This is a genomic window from Brevibacillus brevis (assembly GCF_900637055.1).
In the GTDB taxonomy this organism is placed as follows: domain Bacteria; phylum Bacillota; class Bacilli; order Brevibacillales; family Brevibacillaceae; genus Brevibacillus; species Brevibacillus brevis.
Map to the genome: position 1 here is coordinate 3,906,118 of NZ_LR134338.1, position 20,822 is coordinate 3,926,939.

Here is a 20,822-nt window from a genome sequence, read left to right on the forward strand (position 1 = left end):
AAAAACCACCTGAGATCTCAGGTGGTTTTACGTTTCATTCCAGCAGGAAATGCTATAAGCCAGGTTCTGTCTCTCCCGTGCTTCAAGCGGGGCAATCCCTCGCACCAAGAGCGGTAGCCATCTATCTATGGCATCCGAAGATACCATCCGTCCTTTCCGTTTGATTCCTTCAGGACGGTTCCCCTACCTAATTTGGGTTTCTCGCTCGCAGGGTTTACCGCGTTCCATCTTTTCTGTCGCCAGAAAAGCTACGTTTCTGTGGCACTTTCAGCGTACTCGGGCCTCAGAGAGAGCCCTTTCCACGCCGTCAGCAAGGCTTGACGCCTCACTGCCCTGGCTTGCACCAGGTACGAACACTCCAGGCATCTCAGCCTGGGCGAGCCTGGACTTTCCTCTACCGCCAATCGTCGAAACGATTGCGGCAGCGACTACCCACATTTCCTGCACATCAGAATCAGTAACATTTACTCTATCACATGGCTCATACATGGTCAACAAGCAGGATTTGGAAGGTTAGTGAGTATGGTTATTCGTTATTTTCGATCGGAGGTCTTTACATATCGATAATTCTCGATATAATTATGCGTATGGATCCAATTGAAATTTTTAAAGCGCTGTCCAACGAGTCTAGACTTCAAATTTTGTATTGGTTAAAAGAGCCTGAAAAACATTTTACGCCCCATGAAGGAGTTGATATGAGGAAAATCGGGGTATGCGTCAGCCAGATAACTGAGAAATTGAATATGACCCAATCAACCGCATCCCAATATTTGTCCATTCTCCAACGAGCCGGCCTTATCAAGACGGAGCGTATTGGCAAATACACGTATTATACCAGGGACGAAGAAAAAATACGTGAAATTGGAGCCTTTTTTAGTAGTCAAATATGATCGAAATAAAGCTGAATGCTTCATGGAGTATTCAGTTTTATTTCAAAACACATTTCGATATATCTCGATATATTAATATTTCGCGGTTTGAATCAGCATTATTGGACAACATCTTATGAAAGATGCAAATATTTTAACAGGAGTGAAATACATGTCGAATACATGGAAGGTTTACTTTTTGGCATTGGTCAGTTTTTTAGTTGGGACATCCGAGTACGTGATTTCAGGCATCCTTGATAAACTCTCCAGTACCATGGGCATCTCAATTACAGCGGCGGGTCAGCTTGTTACTATTTTTTCATTTGTTTATGCCATTTTCACCCCGATCATGATGGCACTAACTGCGAAAATGGATAGAAAGAGGCTTCTCGTTAGTGCACTAGGTATTTTCGTGTTAGCCAATATCCTGTCATTCGCTATGCCGAAATTTGAATTGTTTGTTCTAGCCCGTGTGATCATGGCTTTAGGAGCAGGGATGGTTGTTGTGACTGCGTTAGATATCGCGTCCAAGATCGCTCCTGCAGGTAAACAGGCAAGCTCGATTGCAACCGTCATTATGGGATTTACCGCATCATTAATCATTGGTGTTCCCCTCGGACGCGCAGCCGCCGCTACATTTGGATGGCAATCCGTTTTCGGTATCATTGCGCTGGCAGGACTTCTGGCGATGTTTGTCCTGTCACGGACGATCCCGCAAGTGCAAGGGGATGAGCCGATACCTCTGTCTAAGCAGTTAGCATTATTGAAAAACCCGAAGGTCGCACTTGGCTTATCGATTACGTTCTTTTGGCTGGGTGGGTATTCCCTCGCATATACCTACATTTCACCCTATCTTCTCGAAGTCGCAGGCATGAATGAGAATTTGTTGAGCGCAGCCTTATTGGCGTTCGGCGTAGCTAGTCTGATCGGTTCCAAATTGGGTGGTTTCAGCACTGACAAATGGGGAGTATCCCCCACTTTACTTGGTGGAATGATCCTGCACGTTGTTGCTCTCATTTTGCTTTCAGTTACTGTTGCTATCTCGCCTCAACCGTTTACAGTTATCGCCATTTTGGTACTATGGTCTTTCGCTGCATGGTCTTCCGGGCCTACGCAACAGTTTAATTTGGTACGGATATCACCGAATAACTCAGGGATCATGCTTGGTCTTAATCAATCCATGATGCAGCTCTCGATGGCCGCAGGGGCAGGTATCGGAGGCATTGCGGTTGAGCAAGTTTCCCTGTCTTCGATTACATGGTTGGGTACGATTAGCGTGGCGATCGCCATCCTTGCTTCCCTATTTTTAATCGTTATGTTAAAAGAAAAGGTTGCACAACAGAACACAAACTTACGAAATTACCCCTCATAAAGCGAGCTTATCATGTCGGGGAAATTGTACGGTAACATTTATAATGGACACAGAGTTGCTTGAGCTTACAATGTGGTGGCCTGTACCTTAGTGGTACGGGCTTTACGCTCGAATAAAGCATTACCTTGCCGATGAGGCAAATATACGGTTTCAGTCACAAAGGTTCCATTTGTAGTACAATAGATAGGCGATAAGGAGGTAGGACGATGATCACCATTACTCCAACTGCGGCAGTACGTCTTGCACAAATGATCGCGGAAGAAGCGGATGCTGAGCAGCTCGGAATCAGACTCGTTCCGACTACGACGGGTTGTGGCAGCTATACATATAGCATCGCCATTACGGAAGCGGAAAAACATGATCTCGAACAAGAAATAAGTGGAATTCGTTTCTTTTATCAAACGCATGAGATAGACAAGCTCTCCGGGACAGTCATCGACTGCGATCCTGCAACTGGCCGCTTCTCCATTTTCCATCCGCGCCCGATGCAAACAGATTGCTCGCTTACTCATTGATTAGGAGGTTACTATGCTGCTCTTATCATTTGAAAACATCAAACCGAAGATTCACCCTACTGTTTTTCTAGCAAAAGGCTCCGTCGTTTCTGGCGATGTCGAAATCGGTGAGGATTCTTCTATTTGGTACAACACTGTGATTCGCGGTGACATCGCTCCGACCGTCATCGGAAAACGCGTCAGCGTCCAAGACAACAGCACCCTGCATCAAAGCCCGAACAATCCGTTGATCCTCGAAGACGAGGTGACCGTTGGACATAATGCCGTTTTACATAGCTGCGTGGTACGTCGCGGCGCATTGATCGGAATGGGCGCGATTGTATTGGATCGGGCGGAAATCGGGGAAGAAGCGATGGTTGCTGCGGGTGCACTCGTTCCTCCAGGCATGAAAGTGCCACCTCGCTCGCTTGTTGTCGGCAATCCAGCGAAAGTAAAACGCGAACTTAACGAGGCAGACTTGAAAGAATTCGTACGCATTCGCCAATCGTATGTGGATAAAGGAAAGATGTATCGTCAACTGGAAGAAAGCCCGCTAGAACGGGAGTAGGAAAATGAATTCAATGACGTTACAGACCTGTGCATGGAACAAAAAAAGCGGCGTATCCTTAGTGGAAACACCGCTTTTTCCTTACGAAGCATTCTGCAATCGATCCACTTCGCGAATGTGTTCAAAAAGCATATACGAGCGAATCGCTGTCTCTAAATGAAGCCGATCCGGTTCTTTGGTCGTGCTGTATTTTTGAAAGAACGCCGACAGCTTGTAAAGAAAACCGAAATATTTACGCACGTAACGATCCCCAAGCATGCCGACAAGCAGTCCTGCTACCCCGCATGCGACGCTCCATTCTAAGGGTAAAAAGAATACGGACAAAAGGAACCCCATAAAAAACCACACGACCAGATTCGTCGAGCAACCGTCATTTACGATATTTGCCCGTTGAATCTCTTTCAGTGCTGCTAGCGACTTCTTCCCTCCATAGCTAAACACCTTATGCTCCGCACCGTGAAATTTTTTCATCTTTTTCGGAAAAACGAAGTGAAAGCCTGCGATGTATACAGCTACCCACATCGGATCGATGAAGGCCCAGTCAGGCTTCAAAATCGCTGCCAGCACATAACAAGCAAGCATGAGGTGAAACAATTGATAGTACCACGGAAAGGAGAAAAATATTCGATACCAGAGCTTCCCTATTGTTTTCAATGTGATTTTTTCCGCCCACATATGAATGACTCCGTCTTTTACTTCCGCGCAAGCCAGCACATTTCGATCATGAAAAAGCACACCGCGTCCAAAAGACATCCCCATAATCATCTCGTTAGCTATTCTCCTTCCGCCCCAATGTCGTTATAATAGGTTGAGTTGTACGCAGAATGAAGGAGGTTTCCACAATTGATCCGCATGGTTCCAACTACACCATTAACACCTTTACACGATCCATGGGAGCCGTTGTTCAATGCGACACCCCCCGCCTATAAACTTACCAGCGTCGAGTTTACTGTAACGAATCTGTGCAATCTCCGCTGTGAGCATTGCGCGGTTGGTGATACATTGCGATACAAAGACGATCCCGCTCTCCCTGTCGATCTTATACTCCGTCGTCTCGATGAAGCAAAAGATCTGCTTACTATCAGTATAACAGGCGGAGAACCGATGTACAGCGAGCGCACCGTGAAAACTGTGATCGCACCTATTCTACAATATGCAGCAGATCGTGGGCTGCGGACGCAAATCAACTCCAACATGTCCATGCCTTTTTCTCGGTATGAGTTGATCCTGCCTTACATCGATGTCATGCATATTTCGTGGAACTGGTCTACTCCCGAGGAATTCCATGATATTGTTTACGCAAAAGCACGGCAGCCGGTTTCAATCAAAAGAGCGGAAGCACAATTTCATGAGATGATGGAAAATGCTCGCAAGCTCTCGGAAGCAGGTGTATTTGTCTCAGCCGAAACGATGCTGAATCATCGCACATGGACAAAGCTCGATACCCTCCACCGTCAGATTCAGGAGATGGGAAGTAAGCGACATGAAGTACACCCGATGTACGCGAGTGATTTTGCCCGTGATCTGGATGTACTTTCACTCGATGAGCTTCGTCAAGCCATTCATCGGATGCTCGATGTACGTAATGAAGATTTGTGGATGCTTTTCGGGACGCTTCCGTTTTTCGCTTGTAGTCCTGAAGCAGCAGACAGGGAATTGATCAGCAGACTGCGCTCTGCGAAAAATGTGACGACTCGCAATGATCCAGATGGTCGCAATCGTCTTAACATCAACATTTTCACCGGCGATGTCATCGTGACCGATTTCGGGGATGTAGAGCCATTGGGCAATATTCAAACGGATCAGCTCCAGTCGATGTTTGAAAAATGGCAAGAACACACGCTGAATCAGAAGATCAATTGCTTCTGCCCTGCTGCTGCATGTGCAGGACCGAACCTGCTCGTTGCCAATACTTACTATCAGGAGACTGATTTCACTCTGCGCAAAGCACTCGTCTAATTGGGCATGCTAGGGCGTGAGGTGATCTACCATGAGCAGACGCAAACGCCCTCTCGTCCCCGAGGCGAGAAAAGGACTGGACGCCCTAAAAGCGCAGGTTGCACACGTTGATGATCCCGCGCAGGCAAAATTCGAAGTCGCAGAAGAAATTCATGTTCCTTTGCAGCCGGGCTACAATGGACAGTTAACCTCTCACGATGCCGGTCGAATCGGAGGACGCTTGGGCGGCAGTATGGTCAGAGAGATGGTTCGGATGGCAATGGAAGGCATGAATAAAAATCCGTGATCCTATTGTTTGGGAACCCCGCTATTTGATGTATGCGAATGGCGGGGTTCTTTGTCGAGCAATCGAGTATTGCCGAGTCGGACACTGGCTATCAAACTGATTCCAATCAGAATCAAACCCGTGATAAAGACGCCGTGCAAAGCTTCACTAAACAACAATCCTGCCCGCATCCGCCCTTCTACGATGCTCCCAAACACACTGATTCCAATCGTCCCCCCAATAGAACGAAATAATTGCGATGTCGACATGGCAACACCCCGATCTTGCGGTTTTACAGCGCTGTGTGCTGCTGTACCGAGTGCAGGATAGATTGCCCCCATGCCTAGACCTGTGACAATCATATAGATGACGAGCTGTGTGTTGGTTGTCCCTACATCAATCGTGCTCAGAAGGTAAAAGCCTGTCGCCATAATGATTAAGCTGGGAATCAGAATCGCCCGAAATGTAGCTTTTGCCATCCATCTTCCCCCAATCGTCGAAGAAATCGCTGCGGACAACATGAGTGGCACTAAAAGGTATCCAGCCTCTGAGGGAGTCGCACCGCGTACCCCTTGGACGAACAGAGGGATGTATGCGATTGCACCGAACAAAGCGGCACTCACAAGGAATCCTACGAGATTGCCATATCCAATGGCCGGGATGCGAAATAGGGAAAGCGGAAGCAGGGGTTCCTTTGCTTTGGTTTCAATCCAAATGAACATGCCGAGAAGCAAGATACCCGCTCCCCCTAACCCGATTTTGTATTCCCTCCCCTCCATGACAAGGGACAGCAGGATGAGAATGATAGCTGCACTCAAGCTAATCGCCCCATACCAATCAATGACAGGCTTCTTATCGTAGTGCCGCTGATCACTCCAGGCTAGGGCAATGATCAAAAAGGCAGCGATACCGACAGGAAGGTTTATAAAGAAGATCCATCCCCACGGCAGATGCTCCACGAGAATTCCCCCCAACGAGGGTCCGAGTATACTCGTCATGGCAAAGACTGCTCCGAAAAGACCTTGAAATTTGCCTCTCTTTTCGGGTGGATACAGTTCACCCACAATAATGAATGCAACCGGCATTAATGCCCCAGCGCCCAAGCCTTGGACTCCTCTCGCTGCAATAAGACCCGTCATAGAATTAGCCATGCCGCACAAAAGAGATCCTACCAGAAACAGAAGCAAACCGATCAAATACATTTTTCTTGGCCCAAACAAGTCTGCCATTTTCCCATAGATGGGCATGCTCGTGGTCGATGCGAGCATATAAATGGCGAACACCCAGCTATAAAACGATAAACCTCCGAGCTCTTTCGTGATTGTCGGCATGGCTGTTGATACAATCGTCTGATCCAACGATGACAAGACTAGCCCCATCAGCACTCCACCCGTAACCAATCCAACCCGACGCTTTTCCTTTTCCATCTCCATCACTCCCCTTTTTGAAGTCAGTTGATAACAGCTCCAAAAATATAAGGGAAATTCCAAAAAAAGAATAGACTTTTTCTTTCAAATGAGTTATTCTGATGATAGAGTCTGCCCCTAATAACTATGAACGAACCATAAATAAAAACCGCCTCCATTACGGACGCGGTTTTTTTGTTATGCAATTCCTTTCGCCATTCATCTCAGCTTGTCGAGCTTTTTGGCACTTGCCTTCCGAGGTCCAAGCATCGCCTTTCCAATGTCGCCCACTTTGTTTACAGAGTCAAAAACTTGATCGATGACATCCACCAGTTCCCGAATCTGCACCACTTTTCCATAGACGCCCATGAAATGGTGTCGGATGTTTTTTCCATTTAACCCTAGCATGGCCGCACCTCCTCTTAATCCTCTCGTATCACTTTATGCAGGTTCGGGCGAAGAGGAAATGGCGAAGTGTGGAAAATTATTCGACCCTCTATCCAGCTGCTTAGCGTGGACGAGGCGTAACGGTCGGACGTGGGCGCGGAGGTGGTGTCGGCGTAATGGCTCGCTCCACTCGAGTGACACGGTTCTCCAATCGATCTACACGGTTATCCAGTCTGCGATAATCTTCTCGCAGCGCATCTACTCGCCTTTCCAGACGATCCAAGCGCCGATTGACTTCCACTCCAGGTGCTGGTGTCGCTGTGGTCGGGATGTACAAATTTTGACCGACGTAAATGTAGTAAGGATAGGCGATATTATTCACGCGGATCAATTCCTGAACGGATACACCAAAACGAGCCGCAATGCTGTTCAGCGTATCTCCGGCACGGACTACATAGTTCACGAATCTCACTCCTTTTATCTGTGATCATTCGTTATTAACCTATGCCCGCCTTGATACACGCGCAATAAACCAATACCCATTTTGGCAAAGAATAGTCAAACACCCAGTACAAACGCCGTTACAAACCTGAAATGGCAAGGCTCTGCCCCATTAACACTTGGAAAACACAGTCACACCCTCAAGATACACTTCTTCTACTTGCTTCAATACCTCTATCTCTTGTAGCGGATCACCTTTTACCACAAGCAAATCTGCAAAATAACCTGGCGCTAACGTTCCGATCTTGCTTCCTTGGTCCAGCACCTCTGCAGCGTTTTGGGTAGCAGCCTGGATCGCCCGAATTGGCTCCATCCCCAGTTCCACCATCAGCTTGATCTCTTCTGCCACAGGTGTAATCGGATAGCCTTCCAATACGATATCCGTACCCGTAGCGATCTTTACGCCTGTATTCATCAATCGTGCGAAGTTCTCGCGGTACGCCTTTTCCGATTCGAGGAAAAAGGCTCCTTGCTCGATAATCCCTTCGCTCAATATGCCTTGATTCGCCTGTTGTTGCTCATTCCAAATATGCTTGTAATAATCAGCAATCTGAAAAAAGGTGATCATGGTCGGTACCCATACGAGTCCTTTTTCTTTCATCTGCTCTGCCTGTTCGACGGTCATAAACGTCGCGTGCTCGATCGTATCAAATCCCGCATCAATCGCCATCTGGATCGCCGGCTGGAGTGAGGCATGCACACAGCATTTCCGTCCCAAGCGATGAGATTCATCAACCGCCGCATCCAGCTCCTCTTGTGTGAACTCCGGCGTTGGTGTACGATGGCTCGTCATGAGCTTGATCCAGTCTGCTCCTGCTCTCACTTGTTCACGCACGGCTGTCCGCACTTCCCACGGGCCATTTGCTTCTCGCAGGGCACCCTCTAATTGCCAGCCGTGCCCCCCGGTCATAATAATCCCTTGGTTTACTTGAAAAAGACGAGGAGAAACAATGAACTTGTTCTTGGCTGCCAGCTTCAGCGTACTGCACAATCCATCCGGTGCTGCTACATCGCGGATCGTCGTGACCCCCAAGGAAAGTGCCTCTTTCAAGTTCGCTGTCGCAAGTAAAGCCACGAGTCCATCGTTGTTGCGATACTCAGCCGAGTCTGGTTTGCTCCACCAATACCCGATGTGAACATGTAAATCGATCAAGCCTGGCAAAATGGAGCATCCGCTGTACCGCTTTACCTCTCCTTCCGAAATGGAATCCGTAAGCTCCGATTCTGTCCCTACTGCTACAATCTTTCCTCGTTCATCAATCCCAACAGCGCCTTGTTCGATTACATGCTCTCCATCTCCGATAATGACACGATCAGCAATCAACCATTTCATTCCTGTCCCCCCTGTCAAAAATGAAAATCCATCTGTCCGCAATCCTGGTTAGTCCCTCGAAAGTTCATCATCTATCCAACGATTTCCTTCCCCTCTCCCGCCTAGTTTGAAAAAAAAGCCTCCGGCAGCACGTGAAGTGCGCCAGAGGCTTTCGTGTTACATTCCTTATTTAAATACAGGTGCCGCAAACTGAGCCAATTTCTCTGCAGAAGACTTTTCCACATCCGCGTGCAAGCTGTTGCCATGAGAATCCATGGTGACGATTGCTGCGAAGCCTTTTACGCGCAGGTGCCACATCGCTTCTGGAATACCAAATTCCATGAAGTCGACACCTTCTACTTTTTCCAAGCATTCTGCATAATACTGGGCCGCTCCGCCAATCGCATTCAAGTACACAGCGCCATGCTCGTTCAATGCTTTCAGGGTTTTCGCACCCATTCCGCCTTTTCCGATAACGGCACGGATTCCGAATTTCTTGATGATTTCGCCTTGGTACGGCTCCTCGCGAATAGAGGTAGTCGGGCCAGCCGCTTTTACATGCCACTCGCCTGCTTCGTCCTTCAGCATAACTGGACCGCAATGGTAAATGATCCCTCCATTGAGGTCTACTGGACAGTCATGATCCATCAGGTAGCTGTGCAGGGCGTCGCGTCCTGTGTGCATTTCTCCATTGATAATGACCACATCGCCCACTCGCAGGCTGCGGATTTGTTCTTCAGAGATTGGCGCTTCCAGAACAACCTCTCGGCGCTTTTCGCCCGCATCGTCCGTAGCTGCTACTGGGGACAAGTCCATCGCCACTTCTTCGTCTTTATAGAGGTAACGGAGGATTTCGCCAGTCTCCGGGTTCAGGCGAACACCTTGACGGCGGAATGCCCAGCAGTTGTACGCAACGGATACGAAAAAGCTTGCTGGCAGGCGGTTTTCCACGCCGATTTTACAGCCGAGCAGAGTCGAGTTGCCACCGAAGCCCATGGTTCCGATTCCGAGCTGGTTCGCTGTTTCCATGATGTAGTCTTCCAATGCAGCCAAATCAGCGATTGGATTGACATCATCTACTTTGCGGAACAATTGATGCTTCGCCAGTGCATAACCGGAAGTGCGATCGCCACCGATTCCTACGCCGATGAAGCCGGCACTACAGCCTTGTCCCTGCGCTTGGTAAACTGCGTGCAGGATGCACTTGCGAATGCCATCCAGGTTGCGGCCCACTTTACCCAGGCCTTCGAGCTCACAGGGCAGGGAATATTGGATGTTCTTGTTCTCACAGCCGCCGCCTTTGAGAATCAGCTTGATTTCGATTTCATTCTCTTCCCATTGCTCGAAGTGAATCACAGGCGTACCTGGTCCGAGGTTGTCCCCTGTGTTTGCACCCGTCAAGGAATCTACGGAGTTGGAACGCAGCTTGCCTGTTTTGGTTGCTTCTGCAATCATTTCCTTGATTGCTTGTTTAATGATCAGCTGGTTGACTCCAACCGGAGTTTTTACTTCGAAAGTTGGCATCCCCGTATCTTGACAGATCGGAGAAACATTTTCTTCTGCCATGACGACGTTTTGCGCAATCGTAGACAAAGACAGCGCTGCACGCGTGCCAAGATCCTCTTTCACTTTAGCTGCATTGACGGCACGACGCACGTCTGGTGGTAGATTCGTAGAAGTATCCGTGATCAGTTCCAGAATGCTTTGCTTCAAGTTTTCCATCTATGACGCCCCTTTTGACGTAGTGGTGTAAATGGTAGCATAAACCGCCTATTATTATAGCACACGCTCCCCCACCTGTCCGTAGATTGCTGCCCAAAGGTGTGTGAAACATTCCGTAAACGTGCGTCGTCTAATTACCGACAACAAATTTTGGCAAGAAGCACATATGAGGGGGATCAAAATGAAAAAAACAATTGCTGGGCTTCTCGCCTCCGTACTGGTGGTGACCGCTATACCCTTCCTGTTCTCGACGGGTACAGTCGCGGAGCCAGCCGTTCAAGCCGCATCTACAGAGGATTTGCCAGTAGTCGGTTCCTATGCGGAGCTAAAAAAGCTCATCCAATCATCAAACCTGGACAGCTACCATTACGCCACCCTGGAAATGGGCACCGCTTTGCCTGCATCCGCACCTAGCACTGCCAACAAAGTAGCTGACACTTCCAGCGGCGCTGTTCGGGGTGATTTTTCCACAACGAACACACAAGTGCAGGGCGTCGATGAAGCAGATATCGTTAAATCAGACGGAACTTATCTTTATCAATCCACGCAAAATGAAGTGCGCATCATCAAAGCGTATCCTGCCACCGAGATGAAAATCGCAAGCCGTATCAGCTATGACAATGGAAAATTCGTACCGCAAGAAATGTACGTAGACGATCGTAGACTCATTGTAATCGGGCAAGCGGATGAGACTATCTCCTATCCTCCTGATCCTGCTTCCAAACGAGGCATCCCCCGTTACCAAGGCATGCAGTCAGTGAAAACCATGATCTACGATATTACGGACAAAAAACAGCCTAGGCTCATTCGTCAACTGGAGCTGGAAGGCCAGTACATGTCGTCCCGCAAAATCGGCGCGAGCTTGTACGTGACAGCCAACCATTACATGGATGCTTATCGTATTCTGCAAGAGAAAGCAGAAGTGCCCGGCCCAACGTATAAAGACAGCGTCCATCATAACCAATACCAAACCATTCCCTACAGCGAGATTCGTTACTTCCCGGATCATTTTCGTCCAGAGTATTTGATCGTCGCTGGCGTGAATCTGGATGATACGAAACAAGAGATGTCACTGAATACGTATCTGGGTGCTGGGGAGAACATCTATGCATCCACCAAAAATCTGTATGTAGCCGTCACACAGAACAATGTCCAGCCAGTAGCCGTTAAGCAAAAAGGAGCGACAACTCCCTTGATTGCCCCTCCCATGGAGTCAGATACAACCATTTACCGCTTTGCCATGAACAAGGGAGACATTCGGTATACGGGAAAAGGGTCGGTGCCTGGACGCATTCTGAACCAGTTTTCCATGGATGAAAACGATGGTTATTTCCGAATCGCCACCACGAGCGGGAACATGTGGCGAGATGATGAGCATACGTCGAAAAACAACTTGTATGTACTGGACAACAAACTTGAGGTATTTGGCAAGCTGGAAGGCATCGCACCAGGAGAACGCATTTACTCTGTCCGCTTCATGGGAGATCGTGCCTACATGGTCACTTTCAAAAAAGTCGACCCGCTGTTCGTTCTCGATCTGAAGAAGCCTTCTGCTCCAAGCGTACTAGGTGCCCTCAAAATTCCAGGTTACAGCGACTATTTACACCCGTATGATGAAAACCATATCATCGGTTTTGGCAAAGAAGCAGAAGCAGATAAAGACTGGGCGTACTACCAAGGGATGAAAATTGCCCTCTTTGACGTCAGTGATGTAACGAAACCGAAGGAAAAGTTCAAGACTGTTATCGGGGACAGAGGAACGGACTCCGAGCTGTTGCGCAATCACAAGGCTCTGCTGTTCTCGAAAGAAAAAAATCTGCTAGCCTTTCCTGTCACAGTTCACGAACGAACATCTGAACAAAAAGCCAAAAACGATATGCGCGAGTACGGCCACTTTACTTTCCAGGGTGCCTATGTATATCAGCTCGATCTGCAAAAAGGCTTTCAACTGACAGATCAGATCACTCATCTGGCGAAGGAAGATATCGCGAGAGCAGGCGAAGGCTGGTACGACAGCTCCAGTAACATTAAGCGGATACTCACGATTGGCGACACTCTCTATACCGTTTCCGACGATTTCGTCAAAACGCAGCAGCTCTCTACCCCCAAAAAAGAGAATATCTTGCCATTGACGAAATAGCGGTAATGCTCTGTCATGCGGACAGGTTCTGTGCTAAGATGGGGTAATAGATGCAGCGTAAATAGAGAGGGTGTCACTACGTGGAGTATTTGAGTTTTAATTTGACATCAACGCTGGCAGGGATTGCGGCTGTGCTGTTGGTTATGTTTATTCGCCTGCACTGGCCCTTCCGCTTTCAGTACATGGCCAATCTTTTCAAACGCCGTTTGAATATTCGATTGCGCTGGCTGGAGGCTTCCTATCGGAAGAACCGTTCCCGTGCTGTCGCTATGCTGGATAAATCAACACATGAGATCATGCTTGGCAATTATGAAATGGCCGAAAAATATATCGTTCAAGGAATCAACGTCTGCAAAGAACGACCAACGTTATTCAATCAAGCGATGATTCACTACTTGTTTTACAACCTGGCGATCGTTTACTATTCATCCGAACGATACAACGAATCCTTGGAAGTGGCGTTTCGTATTTACCAGCGTGATCAGGGAATGACTGATTCCTTAGCTCTTATTGCCTGCTCGCACGCCCGACTGGGTGAAGTCGAGAGTGCCATAGAAGCTTACCAGCTGATCGCAAGCAAACGATCGGCAAAAGACTGGAAGCTCTTCTGCTTGGCAGAGATTGAAGCTGCCAAAGGTAATTACGAGCGAGCTCTTTCCCATCTCAAGCAATTGATGGACAAATCAGCCAGTCTTTTGCATCTGAATCACACCGTACTGGAAAAACGCTTGGAAGAGTGGAAAAAAGCCTCTACACAAGCCAGCTAAATGACTGACGACCGCACATTGCTTTATGTGTGCGGTTTTTATTTTCGGTCCCCGTAACGCTGCTCTATGCACAGTCGTATTACTATCAAGAAAGTGAGGTATTTTTAATGAAAAAATTCAATGTATCTATACTTGCTGCCTCAGCACTTGTACTCGGTCTCGCTGTAGCGGGCTGTACATCTGGCAAAGAATCTGCTTCTTCCTCTACAGAAACACTGGCTAAAGTGGGGAATGTCTCTATTTCCAAAGATCAAGCATACGAGGCTATGAAAAAAGAAGCTGGGAAACGCGTGATGTCTGATCTCATCATCAAGGAAGTGTATAAACAAGAAGCGAATGCACAGGGAATCACGGTAAGTGATCAGGAACTGGACGCAAAGATTAACCCAATCAAAGAAAAAATGGGGCCAGAGAAATTCCAAGAGTATTTGACTGAAGAAGAAATTACCGAGGATGAATTGCGTGAGAGATCACGTTTGATTATGCTAAGGGACAAGATGTTTGAGAAAGCTTACCCGATCACGGAAGAGCAAATCAAGGAATACTATGAGAAAAACAAAGAAAAGCTCAAGGGTACGCTAGAAGAAGTACGTCCAAAGGTAACGGAGAAAGTAAAAGATAAAAACAAACGTTCCAACATGAGTACGTGGATCAAGGAATTGAAGCAAAAGCATAATGTTCAAATTTTGGACAAGGCATTTGAAAAAGTAGAGGATCAAGAGAAAGAAGCGGACAAAGCAGAACTTCCTGCGTCAAAATAATTCGCACAAAAAAGACTTGTGGTCAGCCAGTTGAGGCGCACAAGTCTTTTTTGTACATATTACGTACGTGCAATCGCAATGAGTTCCTGCAAAAACGGCGCAATTTCTCCTTGCAGAATCGGACCATGACCAGTGGCTAAATACTCAATAGGCCAATCCAGCAAAATCTCCAAGCCCTCCGTAAACTCCACCGCTCGCTCTGGTTCACGAGCTACCCATTGCTTCAATTGTTCTTGATAAGCTGTCCGACAGTCCACTTCTCCGCCAACAATTTGACCGAGTTCTGTGTTTTCAAAACACAAATGATCGCCAACAAAGCATATTTTCGTCTGGGGATCAAAGAAGGCAACAGAGCCTTCTGTATGAAAAGAAAGCTGTCGGAAACGCAGGGAAGGCAGATCTCCCCCACTCCCTGTAAACGTATGGCCGAATAGCGTCTGTGAAAAATCGTCCAGTTCGTAATAATCGTCGAGGTGAATCCAATTGTTTCGAGAAGGGAACATATCGGCATTTCCAATATGATCAGCATGTCGATGAGTGAAGTAGACATATTCCGTTCGCTCTGGCTTGACCCCGATCTCTTCCAACGCCTGTTGAAAATATGAACGTTGCTTGCGCTGGTGAGAATCAATCAATACAAAGGCATTCCCTTGTTTGATCACATAGCTGTTCACGTAGCTATTCCACGCTTCCTCGTAGGTGATGATCGCCCAGGTGGAGTCTGTGATTGGTGCAATCACATTGTTCATGCCTCCATCTCTCCTCTCCTCCCAGATACAGTTTCTTATAGCTATTATACACAATCATACACAACCGTGCTGACTCGTGCCCAAACTTATCCTACACGATCAAACAGTCGCCTCTTCCCCTAAGCTTACCCAAGATCTTCCTTGCGATCGTTGAATGTGAACAGGTACACCGAAAAAGCTTGTCAGACGCTCAGCCGTTAGGACCTCATCTGTTTTTCCAGCTTGGTCGACTTCCCCCGCTTTTAGCAGCAAGGTATGCGTGAAGCAAGGCAAAATTTCTTCGATATGATGGGTGACATAAAGGAGAGTGGGCCCGTTCGGCTGTTTGGCGATTTGTTCAATCATGGCCAACAGCTGTTCTCTTGAAAGCAAGTCCAGTCCGGTACAAGGCTCGTCTAGGATGAGCAATCGAGGGGAAGCCATCAACGCACGAGCAATCAGTATTTTTTGTCTCTCCCCTTGCGATAAAGCGGCAAAACGCCTGTTTTTTAATGCACGGCATCCAAACGTATCGAGTAAATCCGACGCTTTCTCTACGTCCGCCTCCTCTGGAACAGAATACAAGCCGATGGTTGCCTCCCGTCCACTCAAGACGACACGGAGTGCGGTTTCATGCTCGTGAAGCTGTGCCATCAGTGCCGTGCTTACCCAGCCGATTGATTTACGCACCTCGCGCAAGTCGACTGTTCCGTAAAGATTGCCTAATACACTGACTTCCCCCTTTGTCGGCCACACATAGCCACAAATAATATTCAACAAACTGGTTTTACCTGAGCCGTTTAAACCGACTAAACACCAATGCTCCTTGTCTTGCACTTGCCAGGCAATGTCTTGCAAAATGGTTGTTTCATCTCTTTGCCAGGTAACCTTTCTCACATCAATGATCATGCTCTCTCCACTCCTGACTCTCACAGTTGTATGTGAAAAGAACCTCCATGGCATATGAAAGCACACGGAGGCCCAAACACAAAAACAGTTTCGTTAAAATTCGCCTTGAAACTTGAATACAATCTCCGCAAACAACGTAGCAAACAGGAACGTACCGGTAAAGACGACGAGAGACACCACTACGATACGCCAGCTAAGCTGTTTGAACAGATGAACGTCTTTTCCGAGTGACAAACCTGCATAGGCAAGAATCGGTGTGGCCAATGCGAGCAGATTGATCTTGGCAATCGCAGCAGCCGTATATTCGTTCCCTGGAAAAAACGGGGATGTCGCAAGCATCGCAAACAAAGAGATCCATACAATGACGGGGGATTTGAACGGAAGAATGCGAGTGAAGCCCATTCCGATCAACGTAATAACCGCCAAGAGCAAAATACCTGGCAAAGATTCCATGATTGGTACCTTATAACCGATCCAGTTACCGATGAGAGCAATGAAGCCAATGATAAAAATCGTCAAGATTTGATTCATGCGCTTTTTCTCCCCCCCTCTGCTGCAGAAGAAGCGCTTTTGCGTCCAATGATAGGCTCAAGCCATGCGTACAGCTTTTGTGTGACCGGCAAAGAGAAGAAGATGCATATGTACGTACCGACGATACTCATCATCAAGTTTGCCGCTCCGGAATAAAAGGCAATGTCTTTTTGTGCTTCCGGGAAAATAACAGCCAATGAGCCTGTTGCTGCTGCCATCATACTACCGGAACCAACTGCGGCTCCCATCGCTAGAGAAATTGGGTGGAACAACCCGCTGCTTCCTAAAATACTTGCAAGAATCGACATATAAATGGCACCAAACAAGGTTCCGCAAACATATACACCCAGCGCGCCGCGAGCTTCGGCAGAGTTTGCTCCAAACTTATCTACAATGATTGCCAAGTTTGGCTCACGGTCGAGAGAATATGTAGCCCCAATGGCTTCACGCTTCAGACCCAGCCACAATGCGACTGGCAAACCAAGTGCAATTGTCCCTACAATGTGTCCCATCTCTTGGACAATTAAGGATACACCAGAGCCGAGTAGCTTAGGCAGCTCAGGACCAATATTGGCTCCCAGCTTCGCAATAAAGATCAAAAACGAAACACCCAAAATATTGGCTGCGACGTTCATTTCTTTTTCGCTCAAAAATTTAAACTTAGGCCAGCTGATTGCCCCGCCTAAAACGAGCGCGTAGAGCATCGGAAACAGAGCGATAACCCCGATGCCTATACTGATTTTTTTTGTCCCGATAAATTCTGTCAATGCGACGAGAATAAGTACGATAAAATGCAGCTTGTACTCATTGACGCGTGCCTCTGCCATACAACATCCCCCTCATTCTATCTCGCTCTACTCCATGACGACCTTTTGAGCTGCACGAACAAACAATTCCACACCGCGTACCATTGCATCCTCATCAAAATCAAAGCGTGGATGATGATGCGGGTATGTAAAGCCTTTGTCTGGATTGCCAGCACCCAATTGAATAAAACAGCCTGGAGCTTTTTTCAAATACTCAGAGAAATCTTCACCCGGCATCAAAGGATCAATGTAAATAATCTCTTCTTCTCCCCAACGCTCGCGGATCGTATCCTCCATCAGCTTGGTCACCTGCTTGTCATTGACAACCGATGTGTAGCCATGTGAGAACGTGAATTCATAACTTGCGCCATGCGCTTCCGTAATTCCTTTGACAATTCGTTCAATCCACATCGGAATATTTTTGCGAATCTCCGCATCGAAGCAGCGTGTGGAGCCCGTCAGTGTCATCGAATCCGGAATAATGTTATACGCTGTCCCTGCATTCAGCATCGTCACCGAAATAACGACCTTGTCCAACGCACTCACATTGCGGGATACAATTTGTTGTAATCCAGTAATAACCTGTGCCCCAATAACGATCGGGTCAACGGATGCTTCCGGTTGCGAGGAATGCCCGCCTTTTCCTTGAATCTTGATATCGAAGCGATCTGTCGATGAAGTAAGTGCCCCGTAAAGAACACCGAATTTCCCGACAGGCATGTACGATGCCAAATGAATGCCAATGATCGAATCCAGTCCGTCCGCTGCACCAGCTCTTACGATTTCGGCAGCCCCACCCGGCGGGAGCTCCTCGGCATGCTGGAAGAAGAAACGAACCTCACCTTTGATTTGATCCTTGTACTGGGACAAAATTTTTGCGGCTCCCAACAGCATCGCTGTGTGACCGTCATGTCCGCATGCGTGCATCACGCCAGCTTTTCCAGATGCGTATGGCACATCATTTTCTTCATGAATGGGGAGAGCATCAATGTCAGCGCGAATGCCAAGAACTTTTCCTGGCTGTGATCCGATCAGTCGAGCGACCACACTCGTTTTGGTTGGCCGCGAAAGCTCTAAATTCCCGAAAGATTCCAACGTTTCGTAAATAAATTGGGACGTCTTCTCCTCTTCAAACGACAATTCTGGATGCTGATGGAGATATCGTCGCCATGAGACTACCTGCTCAGCTACTTCATCCGCCCATTTCTTCGTTTCCAAACTCACACAATCACTCCTTTTTTTGTTTTTCTCCTCAAAATTTTCCGAGTCAGTTAAGTTTAGCTAAAAAAAATATCGTTTTGTGAATTCTATCACGGAACGATGAAAATAACAAATGTCCATTCCACGAGGACAAAGCTGTCGAATCTGCATCCGTATGTGTCTATTTATTTGTTATTTTAGAATTTTCTATCGATAATGTCCATGTAAAATATACTATTTGGAACAATAAAAACATTTACTCTGCTAGATTGGAAGCTTTTCTAGAAAAAAGCCCCTATGCCAATACTGACATAAGGGAGGCTCTTCACATTTCATGAAGCGGAACTTCTTTTCCATTAGGAGTCCCGAAATTTTGCTTCCTGACGTTTAATGTCTTCCTCCGAATTTCCCAGCGCAGCTTGCGGGCCCTTGAAATGCTTCCGGTAATAAGCCAAATCCATGATCAGAAGCACCAAAAACATGGCAATCAAGGCATACCCAGCAGTTTGATTGGGTGGAATCACCATCATGATCGAGATGAAGACGATCCAAATCAGACTCAACACGTTGATGGGTTTACTCCAGTTCCCTAAATGCCATGGACCGTAATGTTTCCGCTGAAATAGTCCTCGCGACTCTGCCCGGAGCTTGAGATACAAGGGAATCCCGTAGGCGACATATAGCCCAACGACACTTACCGCTGTAAGAAATGCCAAAGTGGTATACGACGTATTAGGATTGATGCTTTTCACGATGTAATCGAACAAGGCAAGCGCAAAAGAAAGAATGATAACCAGCCAAATTGCTTTTGCCGGCGTTCTGTACTTGGTCGATATTTCTGCCCATTGGTGGCTCCACGGCATTCCTTTGTCACGTGAAACCGCATACAACATTCGCGAAAAGGAAGTAATCGACGCCAAGCCACAGAACCACATCGCAAAGGTGACCAGCCACAGCACAACCGAACCAAATGTGCCGCCTAATGCCTCGCTAATCACATAAATAAATGCATTTTCCGCTTCACTCGCAGCCGCTGCGTTTTTGATGGATAAGGTGACAAAAGCAAGCATGATAAATCCAAAAATAAAGGAAAAGGCCACGGACGTATAAATCCCCCAAGCAGCACGAACCCGCGGGTTAATGGTTTCTTCAATCGTATGCGCCGATGCGTCGTAGCCAGTAAACGTCCACTGGGCTTGTAACAACCCAATTAAAAAAGCAATTGCGTACGGTTTGTCTGAAAAGGTTTGACCAACTTGAAAGAGGTAATCAAGCGGTTGCAAATCATGACGGGAGAAAAAGACGAGGCTTCCGACGAGTATGACGACGACGCCAATATGATACCAAGCGGAGAAGTCATTTAACCGGGCAACGAGTCGAATTCCAATGTGGTTAAACGTACCGTGCAAAAGGAGCGTGATCCCGAACAGGATTAACGTGGTCGTTTCTGTTGAGGTATAGCCAAACGCGCTCGCGAGCAGCGGATCTGCAAACAAAGAGAACGAATAGTCAATGCCTGCGACAATCCCGATCTGGCCTATGAGATTGATCCACGCTGTGTACCAGCCCCACCGTTTGCTTCCTAAAATAGCTGCCCAGTGATACAAGGCTCCGGCTGTAGGGATCGCAGATGCGAGTTCAGACATCGATGCTGCAATCAGGATGACGAATAACGCTACCAAGGTCCATCCGAAGCCCATCATGCCAGACCCGCCATACAGTAATCCGTGCCCGTACAAGGATACCGCACCAGTCAAAATAGAGATAATCGAAAATGAGATCGCAAAGTTCGAAAAGCCACCCATATCCCTCAGTAATTCCTGCGCATAACCAAACTTGTTCAGGTCTCTCTTGTCCTCGAGTAATTGCTGTTCTTTTTCCTGCCGCACTTTATTATCCCTCCCTTCCCTTCTCAGCTTGGGAACCGATAAAGCTCTCATGCGCGCTTTCATCAAATTGCCGGACGCTTTCGTTTGCCCGATACCCGATGGCAATCGCAACTCCAATGGTAAACAGCAATAAGATGACACCTAGAGCCAGCATTCTCCCCCTCCTTTCGTCCTAGATGCAATTCCTTGACAAGATAGCAGGAATAGTACATTTTACGTGCCAATTTGACAGCTAT

22 protein-coding genes and 1 other RNA gene are annotated in these 20,822 nt (G+C 47.5%); 9 read left to right on the forward strand and 14 right to left on the reverse strand.

Annotation, left to right across the window (positions count from 1 at the left end):
- Positions 1-50 precede the first annotated feature (50 nt).
- Positions 51-440, reverse strand: an RNA gene (gene rnpB / locus EL268_RS18610) — RNase P RNA component class B.
- Between the two features lie 147 nt (positions 441-587).
- On the opposite strand from rnpB, the gene EL268_RS18615 reads away from it, so the two are divergent.
- The 4 genes from EL268_RS18615 (at position 588) to EL268_RS18630 (ending at position 3,303) form a co-directional block, all read left to right on the forward strand.
- Positions 588-890 carry an ArsR/SmtB family transcription factor gene (locus tag EL268_RS18615; RefSeq protein ID WP_047069466.1) on the forward strand — a complete coding sequence of 101 codons (303 nt, stop codon included), beginning with the start codon at positions 588-590 and terminating at the stop codon, positions 888-890.
- 151 nt (positions 891-1,041) lie between these two features.
- Positions 1,042-2,241: an MFS transporter gene (locus tag EL268_RS18620; RefSeq protein WP_174769416.1), complete on the forward strand. Its 1,200-nt coding sequence runs from the start codon at positions 1,042-1,044 to the stop codon at positions 2,239-2,241.
- 206 nt (positions 2,242-2,447) lie between these two features.
- The gene (locus tag EL268_RS18625; RefSeq protein WP_106652781.1) at positions 2,448-2,756 is read left to right on the forward strand and encodes an iron-sulfur cluster biosynthesis family protein; all 309 of its coding nucleotides are present in this window, start codon (positions 2,448-2,450) and stop codon (positions 2,754-2,756) included.
- A 13-nt stretch (positions 2,757-2,769) separates the two neighbouring features.
- The gene (locus EL268_RS18630) at positions 2,770-3,303 is read left to right on the forward strand and encodes a gamma carbonic anhydrase (protein WP_007724325.1); all 534 of its coding nucleotides are present in this window, start codon (positions 2,770-2,772) and stop codon (positions 3,301-3,303) included.
- Between the two features lie 81 nt (positions 3,304-3,384).
- Here EL268_RS18630 and EL268_RS18635 read toward each other — a convergent pair whose 3' ends face one another.
- Positions 3,385-4,068, reverse strand: coding sequence for a DUF1385 domain-containing protein (locus EL268_RS18635; RefSeq protein WP_106652780.1), 684 nt, complete (start codon positions 4,066-4,068; stop codon positions 3,385-3,387).
- Between the two features lie 78 nt (positions 4,069-4,146).
- On the opposite strand from EL268_RS18635, the gene yfkAB reads away from it, so the two are divergent.
- Together yfkAB and EL268_RS18645 are read left to right on the forward strand one after the other, a co-directional pair.
- Complete coding sequence (gene yfkAB / locus EL268_RS18640) at positions 4,147-5,262, forward strand: radical SAM/CxCxxxxC motif protein YfkAB (protein WP_106652779.1); 1,116 nt, start codon at positions 4,147-4,149, stop codon at positions 5,260-5,262.
- Positions 5,263-5,293: 31 nt separating this feature from the next.
- The gene (locus tag EL268_RS18645; protein WP_106652778.1) at positions 5,294-5,548 is read left to right on the forward strand and encodes an alpha/beta-type small acid-soluble spore protein; all 255 of its coding nucleotides are present in this window, start codon (positions 5,294-5,296) and stop codon (positions 5,546-5,548) included.
- Positions 5,549-5,550: 2 nt separating this feature from the next.
- On the opposite strand, the gene EL268_RS18650 is transcribed toward EL268_RS18645, so the two are convergent.
- From EL268_RS18650 to EL268_RS18670, 5 genes are all read right to left on the reverse strand, one after another.
- The gene (locus EL268_RS18650) at positions 5,551-6,960 is read right to left on the reverse strand and encodes an MDR family MFS transporter (RefSeq protein ID WP_106652777.1); all 1,410 of its coding nucleotides are present in this window, start codon (positions 6,958-6,960) and stop codon (positions 5,551-5,553) included.
- Positions 6,961-7,152: 192 nt separating this feature from the next.
- Entirely contained in the window at positions 7,153-7,341 is a 189-nt protein-coding gene (locus EL268_RS18655; protein ID WP_047068706.1) for a hypothetical protein, read from the reverse strand.
- Between the two features lie 100 nt (positions 7,342-7,441).
- The gene (locus tag EL268_RS18660; protein WP_106652776.1) at positions 7,442-7,783 is read right to left on the reverse strand and encodes a LysM peptidoglycan-binding domain-containing protein; all 342 of its coding nucleotides are present in this window, start codon (positions 7,781-7,783) and stop codon (positions 7,442-7,444) included.
- Between the two features lie 150 nt (positions 7,784-7,933).
- On the reverse strand, positions 7,934-9,154 hold the full coding sequence (locus tag EL268_RS18665; protein WP_106652775.1) for a metal-dependent hydrolase family protein: 1,221 nt from the start codon (positions 9,152-9,154) through the stop codon (positions 7,934-7,936).
- 165 nt (positions 9,155-9,319) lie between these two features.
- Positions 9,320-10,855: a fumarate hydratase gene (locus EL268_RS18670; protein ID WP_106652774.1), complete on the reverse strand. Its 1,536-nt coding sequence runs from the start codon at positions 10,853-10,855 to the stop codon at positions 9,320-9,322.
- Between the two features lie 181 nt (positions 10,856-11,036).
- On the opposite strand from EL268_RS18670, the gene EL268_RS18675 reads away from it, so the two are divergent.
- The 3 genes from EL268_RS18675 to EL268_RS18685 all read left to right on the forward strand — a co-directional run bounded on the left by EL268_RS18675 (position 11,037) and on the right by EL268_RS18685 (position 14,523).
- Positions 11,037-12,995, forward strand: coding sequence for a beta-propeller domain-containing protein (locus EL268_RS18675; protein WP_106652773.1), 1,959 nt, complete (start codon positions 11,037-11,039; stop codon positions 12,993-12,995).
- Between the two features lie 80 nt (positions 12,996-13,075).
- On the forward strand, positions 13,076-13,762 hold the full coding sequence (locus tag EL268_RS18680) for a tetratricopeptide repeat protein (protein ID WP_048032371.1): 687 nt from the start codon (positions 13,076-13,078) through the stop codon (positions 13,760-13,762).
- A gap of 107 nt (positions 13,763-13,869) precedes the next feature.
- The gene (locus EL268_RS18685; RefSeq protein ID WP_106652772.1) at positions 13,870-14,523 is read left to right on the forward strand and encodes a SurA N-terminal domain-containing protein; all 654 of its coding nucleotides are present in this window, start codon (positions 13,870-13,872) and stop codon (positions 14,521-14,523) included.
- 59 nt (positions 14,524-14,582) lie between these two features.
- Here EL268_RS18685 and EL268_RS18690 read toward each other — a convergent pair whose 3' ends face one another.
- The 7 genes from EL268_RS18690 to EL268_RS32860 form a co-directional block, all read right to left on the reverse strand.
- Positions 14,583-15,272: an MBL fold metallo-hydrolase gene (locus EL268_RS18690; protein WP_106652771.1), complete on the reverse strand. Its 690-nt coding sequence runs from the start codon at positions 15,270-15,272 to the stop codon at positions 14,583-14,585.
- 99 nt (positions 15,273-15,371) lie between these two features.
- Positions 15,372-16,160 carry an ABC transporter ATP-binding protein gene (locus EL268_RS18695; protein ID WP_106652770.1) on the reverse strand — a complete coding sequence of 263 codons (789 nt, stop codon included), beginning with the start codon at positions 16,158-16,160 and terminating at the stop codon, positions 15,372-15,374.
- Positions 16,161-16,253: 93 nt separating this feature from the next.
- The gene (locus EL268_RS18700; RefSeq protein WP_106652769.1) at positions 16,254-16,691 is read right to left on the reverse strand and encodes a hypothetical protein; all 438 of its coding nucleotides are present in this window, start codon (positions 16,689-16,691) and stop codon (positions 16,254-16,256) included.
- The gene (locus tag EL268_RS18705) at positions 16,688-17,518 is read right to left on the reverse strand and encodes a DUF3100 domain-containing protein (RefSeq protein ID WP_106652768.1); all 831 of its coding nucleotides are present in this window, start codon (positions 17,516-17,518) and stop codon (positions 16,688-16,690) included. The genes EL268_RS18700 and EL268_RS18705 overlap by 4 nt, the downstream gene beginning before the upstream one ends.
- Positions 17,519-17,545: 27 nt before the next feature.
- Positions 17,546-18,721, reverse strand: a complete 1,176-nt coding sequence (locus EL268_RS18710) for an amidohydrolase (RefSeq protein WP_106652767.1) — start codon at positions 18,719-18,721, stop codon at positions 17,546-17,548.
- Positions 18,722-19,053: 332 nt separating this feature from the next.
- The gene (locus EL268_RS18715; protein WP_106652766.1) at positions 19,054-20,586 is read right to left on the reverse strand and encodes an amino acid permease; all 1,533 of its coding nucleotides are present in this window, start codon (positions 20,584-20,586) and stop codon (positions 19,054-19,056) included.
- Positions 20,587-20,590: 4 nt separating this feature from the next.
- Positions 20,591-20,740, reverse strand: coding sequence for a hypothetical protein (locus tag EL268_RS32860; protein ID WP_164724490.1), 150 nt, complete (start codon positions 20,738-20,740; stop codon positions 20,591-20,593).
- Between the last annotated feature and the right edge of the window lie 82 nt (positions 20,741-20,822).

Coding starts and splice junctions, on each gene's coding strand:
- EL268_RS18705 (WP_106652768.1), bottom strand. CDS start 17,518: ATGGCAGAGGCACGCGTCAATGAGTACAAGCTGCATTTTATCGTACTT.
- EL268_RS18675 (WP_106652773.1), top strand. CDS start 11,037: ATGAAAAAAACAATTGCTGGGCTTCTCGCCTCCGTACTGGTGGTGACC.
- EL268_RS18645 (WP_106652778.1), top strand. CDS start 5,294: ATGAGCAGACGCAAACGCCCTCTCGTCCCCGAGGCGAGAAAAGGACTG.
- EL268_RS18650 (WP_106652777.1), bottom strand. CDS start 6,960: ATGGAGATGGAAAAGGAAAAGCGTCGGGTTGGATTGGTTACGGGTGGA.
- EL268_RS18655 (WP_047068706.1), bottom strand. CDS start 7,341: ATGCTAGGGTTAAATGGAAAAAACATCCGACACCATTTCATGGGCGTC.
- EL268_RS18690 (WP_106652771.1), bottom strand. CDS start 15,272: ATGAACAATGTGATTGCACCAATCACAGACTCCACCTGGGCGATCATC.
- EL268_RS18685 (WP_106652772.1), top strand. CDS start 13,870: ATGAAAAAATTCAATGTATCTATACTTGCTGCCTCAGCACTTGTACTC.
- EL268_RS18695 (WP_106652770.1), bottom strand. CDS start 16,160: ATGATCATTGATGTGAGAAAGGTTACCTGGCAAAGAGATGAAACAACC.
- EL268_RS32860 (WP_164724490.1), bottom strand. CDS start 20,740: ATGCTGGCTCTAGGTGTCATCTTATTGCTGTTTACCATTGGAGTTGCG.
- EL268_RS18615 (WP_047069466.1), top strand. CDS start 588: ATGGATCCAATTGAAATTTTTAAAGCGCTGTCCAACGAGTCTAGACTT.
- EL268_RS18700 (WP_106652769.1), bottom strand. CDS start 16,691: ATGAATCAAATCTTGACGATTTTTATCATTGGCTTCATTGCTCTCATC.
- EL268_RS18665 (WP_106652775.1), bottom strand. CDS start 9,154: ATGAAATGGTTGATTGCTGATCGTGTCATTATCGGAGATGGAGAGCAT.
- EL268_RS18635 (WP_106652780.1), bottom strand. CDS start 4,068: ATGATTATGGGGATGTCTTTTGGACGCGGTGTGCTTTTTCATGATCGA.
- EL268_RS18670 (WP_106652774.1), bottom strand. CDS start 10,855: ATGGAAAACTTGAAGCAAAGCATTCTGGAACTGATCACGGATACTTCT.
- EL268_RS18630 (WP_007724325.1), top strand. CDS start 2,770: ATGCTGCTCTTATCATTTGAAAACATCAAACCGAAGATTCACCCTACT.
- EL268_RS18625 (WP_106652781.1), top strand. CDS start 2,448: ATGATCACCATTACTCCAACTGCGGCAGTACGTCTTGCACAAATGATC.
- EL268_RS18620 (WP_174769416.1), top strand. CDS start 1,042: ATGTCGAATACATGGAAGGTTTACTTTTTGGCATTGGTCAGTTTTTTA.